The organism is Pseudomonas sp. TE4620 (assembly GCF_056279045.1).
This window is the reverse complement of the sequence record NZ_JBWBQO010000001.1, coordinates 3,971,535-3,986,886: the sequence shown is the minus strand read 5'-3', so window position 1 is coordinate 3,986,886 and position 15,352 is coordinate 3,971,535. Positions and strand designations below refer to the sequence as shown.

Sequence of the window (15,352 nt, the reverse complement as noted above, 5' to 3'; positions counted from 1 at the left end):
TTGTTTGTAAATACCTCGCAGGCGACGTGTTCAGCCAATGCGAGCCCCCAAATTAATACAGCCGGTAACAGCCTGCAGAGGCTGACCCGGCCCGACTCCCAGGCACCCTGCGTGCGTGCCCGGGCCTGATGAGGTTGTACTGCCATGGTCCGTCGAACCAAAGAAGAAGCCCAGGAAACCCGCGCCCAGATTCTCGAAGCTGCGGAAAAGGCCTTCTACAAGCGCGGGGTAGCGCGTACCACCCTGGCCGATATCGCCAAGGAGGCGGGTGTGACCCGCGGTGCTATCTACTGGCACTTCAACGACAAGGCCGAACTGGTGCAGGCCATGCTCGACAGCCTGCACGAGCCGCTGGACGCCCTGGCCCGGGCCAGCGAAAGCGAGGATGAACTCGACCCGCTCGGCTGCATGCGCAAGCTGCTGGTACGCTTGATGCACCAGATGGTGCTCGATCCGAAGACCCGGCGAATCAATGAAATTCTGCATCACAAATGCGAGTTCACCGATGATATGTGCGAGATCCGCCAGCAACGGCAGGCCTCGACGATCGAATGTCATGCCCATATTGCGTTGTCGCTGGGCAATGCAGTCAAGCGCGGGCAACTGCCCGCCGACGTGGACCCAGAGCGCGCAGCGCTGGCCATCTATGCCTATATAGACGGACTGATTCGCCGCTGGCTACTGCTGCCCGACAGCTTCGACCTGCTCAACCAGGCCGAGCAGTGGATCGATACCGGGCTGGATATGCTGCGCTTGAGCCCCGCCTTGCGCAAATGAGACTTTGTGAAGCTTTGTGATCATTTGTTTCCACGTCAGTTATAAGGTCTTACGGGCGGCCGCGCAATTGTCTGTCAGGCAAGGCCAGCGCCGCCGTCAGCCCCAGCAGTGAAACTGCCGCGCTGCCGAGCAGCAGGTTGCGAAAGGTCAGCAGCAATTCAGCCTGCATTGCCGCGGTCGGTTCGCCGGCCTGCAGGCTGCCAAGCAGGGCATCGCCGGCCAGGCTCAAGCCGCCCTGGGCCAGCATCGCCAGCAACAGGGTGGACATGATAGCCACGCCCATGGCCCCGCCCAGTGAGCGGAACAGGTTGGTGGTACTGGTGGCCACGCCGATATCTCGCGGTTCTACCGCACTCTGGGTTGCCACCAGCGAGGTGGGGAACTGCAGGCCCGAGGCAATGCCGGTCAACAACATGAACACGCCACTGAACCAGGCTGCCTGCGGCGGGCTGAAGGCCATGCCGACGATGGCAAACGGCATCAGCAGCGCGCCGCCGAGAATCTGCGGTTTGTAGCGCCCTGTGTGCGAAGTCATGCGGCCGCCGCAATAAGCGCCGATGGGCAAGCCGATGGCCAGCGGCAGCAGGTGCAACGCGGCGCTGTCGGCGCCGGCACCGGTGATGCTCTGGTAGCGCAGCGGCATCAGCATGGTCAGCGAGATGGCCTGGAAGCTGGTAAAGAAAATCGTGCACCAGCACAGGGTGGCGATGCGATTGGCGAACAACTTGAGCGGCAGCAGCGGTTCGGCGGTTCGCTGTTCATGCAGTACGAACAGCAGCAGGCCGATCAGCGCACAGCCGAGCAAGCTGGCCACTTGCGCAGAATCCCAGGGCTGGCCCTGGCCGATCAGGGTGATGCCCAGCAGCAGGCTGCCCAGGCCAAGAATCAGCAGCGCGGCGCCGAGGTAATCGACCTGCGCCTTGCGTGTAGGCACCTGCAGGCTGCGCAGGGCTCGGCGGGTCACCCACCAGGCGGTCAGGCCCAGCGGCAGGTTGAGCCAGAACACCCAGCGCCACGACAGGTATTCGGTGAGTATTCCGCCCAGCACCGGCCCGGCGACACTGGCCAGGGCGTACATGCTGCTGAAATAGCCCTGGTAACGGCCGCGTTCGCGCGGCGGCACGAAGTCGCCGATGATCGCCTGGCTGACCGAGACCATGCCGCCGGCGCCGATACCCTGCAGCACCCGCGCGAGCACCAGTTGCTCCATGTTCTGCGCCAGTGCGCAGAAGATCGACGCCAGGGTAAATAGCGCAGTGCCGGTAAGAATCATCCGCCGCCGGCCGTACAAGTCGCCGAGCTTGCCGTAGATCGGCACCGCTACGGTCATGGCCACCATGTAGCCGGAAATCACCCAGGCGAGCAGGCCGACGTCGTTGAATTGCGCCGAAATCGCCGGCATCGACACGGCGACGATGGTCTGGTCGAGGGCGCCGAGGAAGATCGCCAGCATCAGCGCGACGAGCACGCTGCGCAGCACCGGTTGCGGAGTGTTCAGTTGAGTCACGGGCCAGCTCGGGGGCAGGTGAAGCCCGCAGCCGTTACGCTGCGGGAACAGGTGCTGACCAGTCTACTCGATAGCTTGCTAAGCGTCTTCTTCGATTGGCTCGTAGGGCAGGCCGACGTAGTTTTCTGCCAGTGTTGTGCGACCGGCTGCGGAGCTCACGTAATACTCAAGCTCGGTTTGCTGGATACGCTGGCTGAAGGCGTCGCTGTCCGGGAATCGATGCAGCATGGAGGTCATCCACCAGGAAAACCGTTCGGCTTTCCAGATCCGCCGCAGGCAGATCTGCGAGTAGCGCTCGAGCAGATCGGTGCGACCTTCGCCGTAGACCTTGCGCAGGATGTTGTACAAGGTGCTGACATCGCTGGCCGCCAGGTTCAGGCCCTTGGCGCCGGTGGGCGGGACGATGTGCGCGGCGTCTCCGAGCAGGAACAGCTTGCCGTACTGCATGGGTTCGACGACGAAGCTGCGCAGCGGCGCGATGCTTTTCTCGATTGACGGGCCGGTCACCAGGCGCTCGGCAAGATCCGTGGGCAGGCGCGATTTCAGTTCAGTCCAGAAGCGCTCATCGGACCAGTCCTCGACCTTTTCTTCAGCCGCCACCTGCACGTAATAGCGAGTGCGTGTCGGTGAGCGCATGCTGCACAGGGCGAAGCCGCGCTCGTGGCGGGCGTACACCAGTTCGTCGCTGACCGGCGGGGTATCGGCCAGCACGCCGAGCCAGCCGAACGGGTAGACCCGCTCGAAAATCTTCAGCGCCTCGGCGGGAATCGATTGCCGGGCGATGCCGTGGTAGCCGTCGCAGCCAGCAATGTAGTCGCAGTCCAGGCGAAGCACTTCGCCGTTTTTTTCGAAGGTCAGGTAAGGGTGCTCGGACTTCAGATCATGGGGCCGGACGTTGTCGGCTTGATAGACCGTCACGGCGCCGCAGGCCTGGCGCGCTTGCATCAGGTCACGGGTGACTTCGGTCTGGCCGTAGATCATCACCCCTTTGCCGCCGGTCAGGCCCTTGAGGTCGATGTGTTCGCGGCGCCCGTCGAAGGCCAGTTCAAAACCGCTGTGGGGCAGGCCTTCGGCGTCCATGCGCGCACCGACGCCGGCTTCGCGCAGCAATTGGACCATGCCTTGTTCCAGCACCCCGGCACGGATGCGCCCGAGCACGTAGTCGGCGCTCTGGCGCTCGACGATGACGTTGGCAATCCCGGCCTTGTGCAGCAACTGGCCGAGCAGCAGTCCGGCAGGGCCGGCACCGATAATGGCGACTTGAGTCTTCATGGTTGTTATCCCAGGCAAGCTTCAGCGCAGGGCCGAAAGCAGCTTATGATTGTTGTGCTTGCATTTTTCGCTTGGAAAGACGGGCGAAGAAGGGATAAAAACCGCAGGAAGCAGGACTTTTCACTAATCAGTGCGATTATCGGGCATTGCCCTGGAGCCAGTTGATCAATGAGCAAGGCGTCGATACCGGTATTCAAACTGTATGGCGAACAGTTGCAGTGGCCGACCCCGGACCTGCTGCACTGCGAGTCGATCCCGGCGCGCAGCCGCTTGCACGACTGGGAAATCGAGCCCCATCGGCACGCCGATCTGTGCCAACTGCTGTTCCTTTATGCCGGCCAGGCCGAGATCGAAGTCGAAGGCCAGGTGCGGCGTCTGGAGCAGGCGGCGATCCAGGTGGTACCGGCGCTGTGCGTGCACGGCTTTCGTTTTTCCAGCGATGTCGACGGCTACGTGGTGACGCTGGCGGCGCCGCTGGTCAACCTGCTGCACACGCAACTGGCCGGCGCACCAGCGGCCCTGGCCCAGGCCGGCACCTACCTGGCAGGCGACGATCGCAACTATCTCTACAGCCTGTTCAGCGCCTTGCAGCAGGAGTACCAGCGGGACCTGCCCGGGCGCGATTTGCAGTTGCGCTCATTGATAAACCTGTTGGTGGTGTGGATCAGTCGCCAATGTTTGCAGCGTCATGGCCAAGGCCTGGCGGTGGCACGCGGACGTGAGTATCTGGAGCGCTTCAACGCGCTGGTCGAGCAGCAGTTTCGTCAGCAGCCGAGCGTCGAGGCGCTGGCCCATGAGGTGGGGATTTCGGTGGCGCACCTGAACAGCATCTGCCGCGAACTGGCCGGGCAGTCGGCCTTGCAGATCATCCATCAACGCCTGTTGCTTGAAGCCAAGCGCGAGCTGATCTACACCAGCCTGAGCATCAAGCAACTGGCCGACAGCCTGGGCTTTGCCGACCCTGCGTATTTCTCGCGGTTCTTCCGCCGCCTGACCGGCAAGGCGCCCAGTGACTTTCGTCACCAGCCCGGGCAATCACCTACTTGAGTGCGCTCAGCGTCGCGGTGTGCGGCACGCAGTGCGCCAGGCTGCAACTGGCGGCGGAGTAGGGCTGATTGCGGATCTGTTCAACCCGCCAGGCGGCGGTGGCATACAAGCCGACCACAGCGGCCATGGCACAGATAACGGCGCATTTTCTGGATTTGACGCCCATGATGCTCACCTCCTGCCAACCACCTACAGGTGCTATTCAAAGCATAGGTCAGCTTGGCCGGGTGTGCCCGTCTAGAGCAGGTCCTGGTCCCAGATAGGCTCGGCGGTAAAGCGCTCGGCGAGAAAGTCGAGCATGCTGCGCAGGGTCGCCGGCATGTGCTTGCGCGAGGTGTACACAGCGTTGAGGTTCAGCTCGCGCGGCTTGGCCCGGGGCAGCAGGCGAACCAGCTCGCCACTGCGCAGGGCGCCGGCAGCCTGGTAGGTCGGCAGCATGGCCACACCGGCGCCAGCCAGCGCCGCCCGTTGCAGGGTCATGGCTTCGTTGGCGCTGATGTTGCCTTGCACCGGTACCGACACCACCTCGCCAGCCACGTCGAAATGCCACAGGCTGCGACCGAAGTAAGAATGGGTCAGGCAGTTGTGCTGGCTGAGCTCCTGCACCTGCTGCGGCGCCGGGTGCTGGCGCAGGTAGGCGGGCGAGGCGCAGATCACCGAGCGGCATACGCTCAGGCGCCGGGCGATCAGGTTCGGGTCCAGGTCGTTGCTGGTGCGGATCGCCAGGTCGATGCGCTCATCCACCAGGTTCACCGTGCGGTCGAGCATCTGCAGGTCGATCTTTACCCCGGGATAGCGTTTGACGTAGTCGGCTACGGCGTCCATCAACTGTGCCTGGCCGAACGAGGTGCTGACGCTGATGCGCAACTCGCCGCGCGGCGCATCGTTGGGGGTACTGACCGCGGCCTGCAGGTCGCCGGCAAGCTCGAGCATCTGCCGGCAGCGCGGCAGGGTTTCCTGGCCGGCGGCGGTCAGGCTCAGGCGCCTGGTGGTGCGCTGCATCAGGCGCGCGCCGACCCAGTCCTCAAGCTCGGCCAGGTAGCGGGAAACCACCGGCCGGGAGAGTTCCAGGTGGTCGGCGGCAGCCGATTGGCTGCCCAGGTCGACCACGCTGACGAAGACCCGCATTGCTGTCAGACGATCCATGATTTGCCCGCTTTCAGAAACAAACTAATCCTAAGCATCGCATTTTTTGTGACGGATCGTGCAACTAAGCTGTTGCTCATTGCCCACTTCACAGGAATCACCTTGATGCCTCGTTCGTTCTCCCTGCGCCGCTTGTTGCTCGCCTTTGCCACCCTTGGGGTCATGGCCCAGGCTTCGGCCGCCGAGCCGCTGAACCTGGATGTCTACAATCCGGGTAGCAATGCCCTGTTTCCGGTCAGTTCGGTGATCGTCAGCGGCAAGCATGACGCCATCCTCGTTGACGCCCAGTTCGGCAAGGCCCAGGCCGAACAGGTACTGGCCAAGCTGCAAGCGAGCGGCAAGCAACTGACCACTATCTATATCAGCCACGGTGACCCGGACTACTACTTCGGCCTGCAGACCCTGACCGACGCCTACCCCAAGGCCAAAGTCGTGGCCTCGGCGGCGACCGTCGCCCATATCAAGCAGACCATGGATGGCAAGCTGGCCTACTGGGGCCCGCAGATGGGCGCCGACAAGCCGGCGAAGCTGATCGTGCCGCAAGTGCTGCAAGGTACCGAGCTCAAGCTTGAAGGCCAGCGCCTGCAAGTGGTTGGCCTCGACGGCCCGCAACCGGACCGCAGTTTCGTGTGGATTCCGTCGATCAAGGCGGTGGTCGGTGGCGTGGTAGTCGCCGAGAACCTGCACGTGTGGATGGCCGACACGCAGTCGGCGCAATCGCACAAGGACTGGCTGGCGACCCTCAAGCGTATCGAGCAGCTCAAGCCCGACACCGTGATTCCTGGCCACTACCTGGGCCAGAGCAGCCGTTCGCTCAAGGCGGTGCAGTTCACTGCGGACTATATCCGGGCCTTCGACGAAGAAACCGCCAAGGCTGGCAACGCCGCCGAACTGATCGCGGCGATGAAAAAACGTTACCCGGACCTGGGCGAAGAGAGCTCGCTGCAGCTCGGCGCCAAGGTCGCCAAGGGCGAGATGAAGTGGTAAGCGTTGTTCAATCCTGACTGGAGAATGTCCATGAGCAAGATCGCAATCATTGGGGCTACCGGCCGTGCTGGCAGCCAGTTGCTGGAAGAGGCCCTGCGCCGCGGCCACAGCGTTACCGCCATTGCCCGAGACCCGTCGAAACTGCAGGGGCGTGAGAGGGTGAAAAGCGTGGCGCTGGACGTCAGCGATGCCGCCGCCCTTGAACAGGCAGTCGCTGGCCACGACGTGGTACTGAGCGCCGCACACTTTTCCAGCATCAAGCCGCAGGCCATCATCGAGCCGGTCAAGCGCGCCGGGGTCAAGCGCCTGCTGGTAGTAGGCGGGGCCGGCAGCCTGTTGCTGCCGTCGGGGCACAAGGTCATAGACAGCCCGGACTTTCCCGAGGCCTACAAGGCTGAAGCCACCGCCGGCGGCCACTACCTTGACACTCTGCGTCAGGAACAGGAACTGGACTGGAGCTTCCTCTCGCCTTCGGCCGAGTTCGTCGAAGGTGAGCGCCGCGGCGCTTACAAACTGGGCAAGGATCACCTGCTGATCGGCGCCGACGGCAAGAGCTGGATCAGCTTTGCCGACTACGCTATCGCCATGCTCGATGAAGTAGAGAAACCGGCACACTCGCGCCAGCGCTTCACCGTCGGTTACTGAGGCACCTGGGCCTGCTCGCACAACCAGGCGAGCAGCTCCAGCAAAGCCGCTGAAGCCGACCCTTGCGGTCGCACCAGGTAATAGGCCTGGCCAGTGCTGACCTTGAGCGGGAACGGCATCACCAGCCGTCCGCACTTGAGGTCATCACCGATCAGCGACCAGTCGCCGATGGCCACCCCGGTGCCCTGAGAGGCCATGGACATGGCCATGTCCAGGGTTTCGAAATGCTGGCCCTTGCCCTGCCGGGGCAGGTTCGCCCCGGCGGCATCGAGCCAGGCATTCCAGTCGCGCTGGTCGCGGGTCGGGTGCAGGAGCATGTGCTGATCAAGGTCGGCGACCTGTTGCAAGGGCAGGGCGCCGCTCAGCAGTTGCGGCGCGCACACCGGCGTCAGTTGTTCATCAAAGAGCTTCTGGGTCTGTAGGCCATGGTTGGGCCGGGCGCCATAGACCACCGCCGCATCGAACACTTCCCGACGAAAATCCACCCCGTGCTGCACCGTGGTGGTCAGCTCCACCGGCACGTCCGGGCGCAGCGCCTGCCATTCCATCAGCCGTGGCAGCAGCCAGCGCATCACGCAGGTCGGGGCTTTGAGCTGCAAGGTGGTACTGCGCGCCCCGACCTGCTGCACGCCTTCCTCGATCAGGGCGAACACCTGCTGCACCCGCGGCAGCCAGTCCTGGCCTTCGCGGGTCAGGCTCAGGCCGCGGGCCTGACGCAGGAACAGCGGATAACCCAGGTGCTCTTCAAGGCCGGCAATCTGCCGGCTCACCGCACCCTGGGTGATGTGCAGCAATTGCGCGGCGCGGGTGAAGTTGCAGCACTGGGCGGTGACCAGAAAGGTGTGCAGCGCAGGCAATGGAGGCAGGCGTTTCATCAGCTTGAGCCATGACTTGGAAACATGGCTAGTATGAGCTTTTTTGCATTGTGCAGGTAGCCGTCGGGCGGTCCAATACAGGCTGTTTCCCGAACAATTACAGGCACACGATCATGGCGACTTGCGGCGAAGTACTGGTCAAACTCCTTGAAGGCTATGGCGTAGACCATGTCTTTGGAATTCCCGGCGTGCATACCGTGGAACTCTATCGCGGGCTGGCAGGCTCGAGCATCCGCCACATCACTCCGCGCCACGAGCAAGGCGCCGGTTTCATGGCTGACGGCTATGCCCGTACCCGTGGCAAGCCGGGTGTGTGCTTCATCATCACCGGCCCGGGCATGACCAACATCACCACCGCCATGGGCCAGGCCTATGCCGATTCGATCCCGATGCTGGTGATCTCCAGCGTGCAGTCGCGCGACCAGCTGGGTGGTGGGCGCGGCAAGCTGCACGAGTTGCCGGCGCAGGGCAACCTGGTGGCCGGTGTGGCGGCGTTTTCCCACACGCTGATGAGCGCCGATGACCTGCCGTCGGTGCTGGCCCGTGCCTTTGCCGTGTTCGATGGCGCCCGGCCACGCCCGGTGCATATCGAGATTCCGCTGGATGTACTGGTCGAAGACGCCGATCACCTGCTGGCCTGTGCCCCGGTGCGCATCGCCCGTGCTGGCGCCGCGCCTGCGCCGGTTGCGCAAATGGCCGCCATGCTCGCTGCCGCCCGGCGGCCACTGATTCTCGCCGGAGGTGGCGCCATTGACGCCAGCGCCGCGCTGACTCGCCTGGCTGAATACCTGCAGGCCCCGGTAGCGCTGACCATCAACGCCAAGGGCGTACTGCCGGCCAGCCACCCGCTGCAGATCGGCTCGACCCAGTCGCTGGTGGCCACCCGCGCCCTGGTCGCCGAGGCCGATGTGGTGCTGGCGATCGGTACCGAGCTTGCCGAGACCGACTACGACGTGACCTTCAAGGGCGGTTTCGAGATCCCCGGTGAGCTGCTGCGCATCGACATCGACCCCGACCAGACCGTGCGCAACTACCCGCCGAAGGTCGCTTTGGTCGCCGATTCGACCATCGCCACCCAGGCCCTGCTGGTCGCCCTGGCCGAGCAACCGGCCCCGGTGCGCGGCGCCGAATGGGGTGCGGCCCGTGCCGCGCACCTGCGTGAGGTGCTGCAAGCCGAGCGCGACCTGCCGATGCGCAGCCAGACGCGCATGCTCACAACCCTCCTCGAAACCCTGCCCGGCGCAGTGCTGGTCGGCGATTCGACACAGCCGGTGTACACCGGCAACCTGACTCTGGACATGGACCAACCGCGGCGTTGGTTCAACGCCTCGACCGGCTACGGTACCCTCGGTTACGCCCTGCCGGCAGCCATGGGCGCCTGGCTGGGTAGCGCTGAAGTGGCGGCCGAGCGCGCGCCGGTGGTGTGCCTGATCGGTGACGGTGGCTTGCAGTTCACCCTGCCGGAGCTGGCCAGTGCCCGTGAGGCGCAGGTGCCGCTGATCGTGCTGTTGTGGAACAACCAGGGCTACGAAGAGATCAAGCGCTACATGGTCAACCGCGCCATCGAACCGGTCGGTGTCGACATCTACACCCCTGACTTTATTGGCGTGGCCAAGGCCCTGGGCTGCAGCGCCGAATCGGTGGGTGACCTTGCCCAGTTGCGTGAAGCCTTGCGCCAGGCTTGCGATCGCAAAGGCCCGAGCCTGATCGAAATCGACCAGGCCACCTGGATGCAGGCGGTGCCCGCATGATCAAGCTGCCTGGCATCTATATCGAAGGCGTCTGGCAGCATGGCCCGCAAGCGCTGGCGGTAATCAACCCGAGCAACGAGCAGATGCTGGCGGAAGTTGCCGGGGGTGACGCTGAAGCCGTCGAACGGGCAACGCTGGCTGCCCAGGCTGCGTTTGTTGAGTGGTCCACCTCCAGCGGGCCGACCCGTGCGGCGATCTTGCGGGCCATTGCCGAGGGCGTCGAAGCGCGCCGCGAGCGCCTGGTGCAGTTGCAAGCCAGCAACAACGGCAAGCCGCTGGCTGAAGCCCATATCGATGTCGATGATGTCGTCGCCACTTTCCGCTATTACGCGGAGCTTGCCGATAACCTCGGGCGTGACCGCTCGGTGGCGCTGCCCAGCGAAGACTTTGTCGCCCGGGTGCGCCGTGAACCGTGCGGCGTGGTCGGCTTGATCGTGCCGTGGAACTTCCCCATGGTCACTACCGCCTGGAAGCTCGCGCCAGCCCTGGCGGCCGGCTGCTGCGTGGTGCTCAAACCGTCGGAAGTCACGCCGCTGGCCGAGCTGGAACTGGCGGCAATCATCGCCGAAGCGGGGCTACCGCACGGGGTGTTCAACCTGGTCTGTGGTACTGGCCTTGCAGTGGGCGCGCCGCTGGCGGCCGATCCGCGTGTTGCCAAGATTTCCTTCACCGGCAGCAATGCGGTGGGTGTGCAGGTCATGCAGCGAGCGGCGGAAACGGTCAAGGGCGTGAGCCTTGAGCTGGGCGGCAAGTCGCCGTTGCTGGTGCTCGAGGACGCCGACCTCGAACTGGCAGTGGAGCTGGCTTGCCTGGGTGGCTTCTTCAATGCCGGGCAGATGTGTTCGGCGACCAGCCGGGTGCTGGTCGCCGAAGCCCTGTACCCGGCATTTATCGATGCCCTGAAGGCCCGCGCCGAAGGGATTCGCGTCGGCGAGCCGTTCAGCGGCGACAGCGAAATGGGGCCGCTGGTCAACCAGGCCCAGTACCAAAGGGTGCAGGCGCATATCGCCGCAGGCCTGCAAGCAGGGGCGCAGTTGCTGTGTGGCGGCTCACGGCCGGCGCAGCTGCCTTGCGGCTATTTTGTCAGCCCGACGGTGTTCACCGAGGTGCCAGTGGACAGCGCCTTGTGGCGAGAGGAAATCTTCGGTCCGGTGCTGTGTGTGCGCTCGTTTGCCACCGAAGCCGAGGCGCTGGCGCTGGCCAACGACACCGAGTTCGGCTTGGTGGCCAGCGTGCTCAGCCGTGACTTGCAGGCTGCCGAGCGGGTTGCCAATGCCTTGCAGGCCGGGCTGGTGTGGATCAACGCGCCGCAGGTGATCTTCCCGCAGACGGCCTGGGGTGGCTACAAGCAGAGCAGCCTGGGACGGGAGCTGGGGCCTTGGGGCTTGAGTGCGTTTCAGGAGATCAAGCACGTAGTCAGGGCGGTGTAGACTTCATCGCGGGTCAAGTCGGATCGTCGCACCGCCGCTCCCACAGGTTGGATGCTATGCCCTGAGTGGGAGCGGCGGTGCGGCGATCCGACTTGACCCGCGATAGCTATCTAGAGCGCGCTGCGCAACCGAGCCAAATCCCGCACCGGCGGCGCCCCATACAAGCGGCTGTACTCGCGGCTGAACTGCGATGGGCTTTCATAGCCCACGCGATAACCCGCCACTGCCGCCTCCAGCCCGTCATTAAGCATCAGCCGCCGCGCTTCCTGCAGGCGCAACTGCTTCTGGTACTGCAACGGGCTCATGGACGTCACTGCCTTGAACCGGTGATGCAGGGTCGAAGTACTGAGGTTGACCTCGCGCGCCAGTTCGTCGATGCGCAATGGCCGATCAAAGTGCTGGTTGAGCCATTCGATGGCCTGGCACACCCGGTGGGTCTGGCTGTTGGCCATGGCGATTTCATACAGCCGGTAACCCTGCGGGCCTCGTAGCAGCCGATAGAGAATCTCGCGCTGGATCAGCGGTGCGAGGATCGGGATGTCCTTGGGTGAATCGAGCAAACGAATCAGCCGCAGCAACGCATCGAGCAACAGCGGATCGGTCCGTTCCACATACAGCCCGCGCCCCGACGGCAAGCTCGGTACGCCCAGCGGGCCGGCATCGGCCAGCAGGTTGTTGATCTGCGCCGGGTCGATGTTCAGGCGCACGCCCAGGCTGGGGTTTTCCGGGCTGGCCTCGAGCAGCACGCCGCTGATCGGTAGTGCCACCGACACCACCATGTAATGCAACGGGTCGTACATATAGCGCTCGTCGCCCAGGCACACCTCCTTGCTGCCATGGGCCAGGATGCACAGCGCAGGCTCCGCCAGGGCCGGCATGGAGCGCACGCTTTCTTCGTAGCGCACCAGAAACAGGTCTTCAACCGCCGACTCGACGCCAGCCTGGCGTGGTGCATGGCGCTGGATAAGATCGGCCAGCTCCTGGCGCTGGCGCTCCAGGGCAGGGTCGAGGATCAAGCGGTTGGGGTCGGTAGCGGACATGGGAGCGATTCCTCGGAGAACGACTGCAGGATAGGTTTGTGCAAGCCACGGCGCTAGTCGAAAGCTGCCGCCTGCTTGCCTGATCCTGCAAGGCGCGCAGGATCAGGCAAGCGCTCGACAGGAATCGCCTAACCGCCGCGCAGGCGCGTGGCCTAACCTGTGCAGCCTGGCAATTTCATCTGGCTGCACATGGAGAAACGCTCATGACCTCGGCACAATCGGTCACCCACCTTGCTTTTATCCGCGCCAGCAGTGGTCGTTCAGACGAACTGGGCGAGCGCCTGCGTGATCTGCTGGAACCCTCGCGCCAGGCCCCCGGCTGCCTGAAATTCAGCCTGCAACGCTCCCAGGCCGACGCCGACCTGTGGCTGCTCAGCGGCTTCTGGCGCGATCAGCAATCGATGAGTGGCTACTTCGCTTCACCGACCCTCGAGCTGTTCGGCGAGTTGGTACAGGCGCGGGTGGTCGACAGCCTCGACCTGCATACCTTCGGCGAACCATCTGCAGGTTAGAATGGCGGCTTTCGGCAATTGATGTGGATTCAAGGCACATGGCACGTAAAGAATTTTCGCAGTTCGAAGCAGTATCGGCAGCCGTGCGCGGCGACGACGGCTACCACGCCGCCATCGCCGTCAAAGGCCTGGGCGCCTCCGGGGCGCCGCGCTTTCACAAGGTCTTGCTGGAGCAGACCTTCAAGACCGCATTGGCCGCTGATGAAGCAGCCTGCGCCGAACTTGAACGCCTGCAGGGCGTCGATGACGACGCCGAGCTGGTCTGGCAACTCAGCTGTTGACCTGCGGGCGGGCCATTTTGAACAGGTTGCCCAGCTCGAAGTAATCCGCCGGGCCGCCGCCACGCAGGATCGGCTGGCCCGCAGCGGTATCGTAGATACCGTCCTTGAGCAGGTGCTCGGCGATATGCACCGCCACCACTTCACCCAGCACCAGCCAGCTAGGCACCAATGCCTGGTCGGCACTTTGCAGCTGGATGATCTGGGTCACCTTGCACTCGAACGACACCGGGCTTTCTTGCACCCGCGGCACCGCAATCACCTTTGACGCGACGGGCGTCAGCCCGCTCAGGGCGAACTCGTCGACCTGCGGCGCAACCGCAGCGCAGCTCTGGTTCATGGCCTCGGCCAGCGGCAGGGTGGCCAGGTTCCAGGCGAACTCGCCGGTCTGCTCGATGTTGTTCAGGCTGTCTTTACGCCCGACGCTGGAAAAACCAATGATCGGCGGAATGTAGTTGAAGGCGTTGAAGAAGCTGTAGGGCGCAAGGTTCAGGCGACCTTCGGCGTCCTGGGAGGAAATCCAGCCAATCGGGCGGGGGCCGACGATGGCATTGAACGGATCGTGGGGCAGGCCGTGGCCTTTTGCCGGTTCGTAGTAATACATCTGCGCTGGCCCGAAGGCCTTCCCTGTGAGTAAGCCTCTAGTGTGCCAAGGCTTGGCCTTGCTGAAAATGACTAAGCCCGGCCGAAGCCGGGCTGACTGCGTCGCAGCAGGGGTTAGCTGATGCGGTGGGCCTGAGTGCGATCGAAGCCGTCTTCAGCGAATTTGGCGCCGCCAGTGCGATCGAAACCGTCTTCGGCAAATTTGGCCGCGCCGGTGCGATCGAAACCATCTTCTGCATAAGTGGCCGACTGGCTTTGCACGGCGCTGAAGTTGTGGCCGTTGGTGCGGTCGAAGCCGTCTTCGGCGAATGCGTTGGCAGCCAGTACCGAGAAGGCCAGGGTCAGGATCAGTTTGCTTTTCATGGTCGTTGCTCCGAGGTGGTGAGGGGTTGTTTGTTTCTATGGGTTTAATGCTACGCCGATTAAATTGATTAAAAAGCGCAAAAAATAGCGTATAAAAATCGAATAACTAGATGTGTTTGGCGACAGTCCCGCCTTTATCGCGCACCTGTGGGAGCGGGCTTGACCCGCGATGCAGGCAACCCGATCTCCCATGGGTGAACAATGCCCCCCCAGGATTAATCAGTCGTTAAACCGGCCAAAACACTTTTTTCATCAGCCCACTACCGATTTTTCATCGGCGCTTGCGCAGTCTCTGCCGCACCTGACACTGGAGCGCTACCCGATGAATAAACTCCCCCAGATCACCTTGGCCTTCTGGGTCATGAAGATCTGCGCCACCACCCTCGGCGAGACCGCCGGCGACCTGCTTTCAATGACATTGAACGTGGGCTACGCCATGAGCTCGCTGATCCTGATCAGCGTGTTTCTCGCCACCCTGGTCACCCAACTGTTTTCCAGGGCCTACCACCCAGTGCTGTACTGGCTGGTAATCCTTTCTACCAGCACCGCCGGCACGACCATGTCCGACTTCATGGACCGCACGCTGGGCCTGGGCTACGCCACCGGCTCGGCGATCCTGATCGGCATTCTGTTGCTGACCTTTGCCCTCTGGCGCCTGAGCGGCAATCCGCTCAACGTCAATCACATCAAGACGCGCAAGGGCGAGCTGTTTTACTGGGTGGCGATCCTGTTCTCCAACACCCTGGGCACGGCGCTGGGCGACTACCTGGCAGACGATTCGGGCCTGGGCTTTGCCGGTGGCGCCTTGCTGATCGGCAGTGCCATTGCCCTGGTGGTAGTGGCCCGGTACTGGACCCGGCTGTCCGGCGTGGTGTTGTTCTGGATCGCCTTCGTGCTGACCCGGCCCTTTGGTGCGACCCTGGGCGACTTCCTCACCAAACCCCATGAAAAGGGCGGCCTGGACTTCGGCACGGTAGGCTCATCGGCGGTATTGGGCGGTATCTTGCTGGCGATGATCGGCCTGGCCTATTACTACAACAATCGCAATCAGCGCCAGGCGCTGGCCGAGTTGTCCTGAACCGGGTCATGCAAAAAAGGGGCGTCCATTGCTGGACGCCC

General features: G+C 63.5%; 16 protein-coding genes and 1 pseudogene. 9 read left to right on the top strand and 8 right to left on the bottom strand.

Going from position 1 to position 15,352, the window contains the following annotated elements:
- Window positions 1-144: 144 nt before the first annotated feature.
- A complete protein-coding gene (locus ACZ9A3_RS18410) occupies window positions 145-777 on the top strand; it encodes a TetR family transcriptional regulator (RefSeq protein WP_045197509.1) in 633 nt (210 codons plus the stop codon).
- A gap of 49 nt (window positions 778-826) precedes the next feature.
- Here ACZ9A3_RS18410 and ACZ9A3_RS18405 read toward each other — a convergent pair whose 3' ends face one another.
- Both ACZ9A3_RS18405 and pobA read right to left on the bottom strand, forming a co-directional pair.
- A complete protein-coding gene (locus ACZ9A3_RS18405; RefSeq protein ID WP_401289188.1) occupies window positions 827-2,284 on the bottom strand; it encodes an MDR family MFS transporter in 1,458 nt (485 codons plus the stop codon).
- 78 nt (window positions 2,285-2,362) lie between these two features.
- Complete coding sequence (pobA, locus tag ACZ9A3_RS18400) at window positions 2,363-3,556, bottom strand: 4-hydroxybenzoate 3-monooxygenase (protein WP_093379954.1); 1,194 nt, start codon at window positions 3,554-3,556, stop codon at window positions 2,363-2,365.
- A gap of 168 nt (window positions 3,557-3,724) precedes the next feature.
- Here pobA and ACZ9A3_RS18395 point away from each other — a divergent pair, with 168 nt between their 5' ends.
- The gene (locus ACZ9A3_RS18395) at window positions 3,725-4,603 is read left to right on the top strand and encodes a helix-turn-helix domain-containing protein (RefSeq protein WP_093379957.1); all 879 of its coding nucleotides are present in this window, start codon (window positions 3,725-3,727) and stop codon (window positions 4,601-4,603) included.
- On the opposite strand, the gene ACZ9A3_RS18390 is transcribed toward ACZ9A3_RS18395, so the two are convergent.
- Both ACZ9A3_RS18390 and ACZ9A3_RS18385 read right to left on the bottom strand, forming a co-directional pair.
- A complete protein-coding gene (locus tag ACZ9A3_RS18390) occupies window positions 4,596-4,769 on the bottom strand; it encodes a hypothetical protein (RefSeq protein WP_176794223.1) in 174 nt (57 codons plus the stop codon). The two genes, ACZ9A3_RS18395 and ACZ9A3_RS18390, sit on opposite strands and share 8 nt — an antisense overlap.
- A 71-nt stretch (window positions 4,770-4,840) precedes the next feature.
- Window positions 4,841-5,749, bottom strand: coding sequence for a LysR family transcriptional regulator (locus ACZ9A3_RS18385; RefSeq protein ID WP_045197516.1), 909 nt, complete (start codon window positions 5,747-5,749; stop codon window positions 4,841-4,843).
- 105 nt (window positions 5,750-5,854) lie between these two features.
- On the opposite strand from ACZ9A3_RS18385, the gene ACZ9A3_RS18380 reads away from it, so the two are divergent.
- Together ACZ9A3_RS18380 and ACZ9A3_RS18375 are read left to right on the top strand one after the other, a co-directional pair.
- Window positions 5,855-6,736: an MBL fold metallo-hydrolase gene (locus ACZ9A3_RS18380; protein WP_476252983.1), complete on the top strand. Its 882-nt coding sequence runs from the start codon at window positions 5,855-5,857 to the stop codon at window positions 6,734-6,736.
- 30 nt (window positions 6,737-6,766) lie between these two features.
- Window positions 6,767-7,381 (top strand): NAD(P)-dependent oxidoreductase, encoded by a 615-nt coding sequence (locus ACZ9A3_RS18375; protein WP_045197520.1) that lies wholly within the window; start codon window positions 6,767-6,769, stop codon window positions 7,379-7,381.
- Here the strand turns inward: ACZ9A3_RS18375 and ACZ9A3_RS18370 are convergent.
- Complete coding sequence (locus tag ACZ9A3_RS18370; protein ID WP_213603367.1) at window positions 7,375-8,256, bottom strand: LysR substrate-binding domain-containing protein; 882 nt, start codon at window positions 8,254-8,256, stop codon at window positions 7,375-7,377. The genes ACZ9A3_RS18375 and ACZ9A3_RS18370 overlap by 7 nt on opposite strands.
- 113 nt (window positions 8,257-8,369) lie before the next feature.
- Between ACZ9A3_RS18370 and ACZ9A3_RS18365 the strand changes: the two genes are divergently transcribed.
- Both ACZ9A3_RS18365 and ACZ9A3_RS18360 read left to right on the top strand, forming a co-directional pair.
- Window positions 8,370-10,007, top strand: coding sequence for a 5-guanidino-2-oxopentanoate decarboxylase (locus tag ACZ9A3_RS18365; RefSeq protein WP_258594727.1), 1,638 nt, complete (start codon window positions 8,370-8,372; stop codon window positions 10,005-10,007).
- Window positions 10,004-11,437: an aldehyde dehydrogenase family protein gene (locus tag ACZ9A3_RS18360; protein ID WP_476252982.1), complete on the top strand. Its 1,434-nt coding sequence runs from the start codon at window positions 10,004-10,006 to the stop codon at window positions 11,435-11,437. The genes ACZ9A3_RS18365 and ACZ9A3_RS18360 overlap by 4 nt, the downstream gene beginning before the upstream one ends.
- A gap of 110 nt (window positions 11,438-11,547) precedes the next feature.
- Here ACZ9A3_RS18360 and ACZ9A3_RS18355 read toward each other — a convergent pair whose 3' ends face one another.
- Entirely contained in the window at window positions 11,548-12,477 is a 930-nt protein-coding gene (locus ACZ9A3_RS18355) for an AraC family transcriptional regulator (RefSeq protein WP_045197533.1), read from the bottom strand.
- Between the two features lie 203 nt (window positions 12,478-12,680).
- Between ACZ9A3_RS18355 and ACZ9A3_RS18350 the strand changes: the two genes are divergently transcribed.
- Window positions 12,681-12,989, top strand: a complete 309-nt coding sequence (locus ACZ9A3_RS18350) for an antibiotic biosynthesis monooxygenase family protein (RefSeq protein WP_045197535.1) — start codon at window positions 12,681-12,683, stop codon at window positions 12,987-12,989.
- Between the two features lie 38 nt (window positions 12,990-13,027).
- A complete protein-coding gene (locus ACZ9A3_RS18345) occupies window positions 13,028-13,270 on the top strand; it encodes a hypothetical protein (RefSeq protein WP_213603373.1) in 243 nt (80 codons plus the stop codon).
- On the opposite strand, the gene ACZ9A3_RS18340 is transcribed toward ACZ9A3_RS18345, so the two are convergent.
- Both ACZ9A3_RS18340 and ACZ9A3_RS18335 read right to left on the bottom strand, forming a co-directional pair.
- Window positions 13,260-13,871, bottom strand: coding sequence for a flavin reductase family protein (locus tag ACZ9A3_RS18340; protein WP_195884920.1), 612 nt, complete (start codon window positions 13,869-13,871; stop codon window positions 13,260-13,262). The two genes, ACZ9A3_RS18345 and ACZ9A3_RS18340, sit on opposite strands and share 11 nt — an antisense overlap.
- A gap of 116 nt (window positions 13,872-13,987) precedes the next feature.
- A pseudogene (locus ACZ9A3_RS18335) lies at window positions 13,988-14,233 on the bottom strand (hypothetical protein); the annotation flags it as partial.
- A gap of 322 nt (window positions 14,234-14,555) precedes the next feature.
- Here ACZ9A3_RS18335 and ACZ9A3_RS18330 point away from each other — a divergent pair.
- Window positions 14,556-15,311, top strand: a complete 756-nt coding sequence (locus ACZ9A3_RS18330; RefSeq protein WP_195884919.1) for a COG4705 family protein — start codon at window positions 14,556-14,558, stop codon at window positions 15,309-15,311.
- Window positions 15,312-15,352 lie beyond the last annotated feature (41 nt).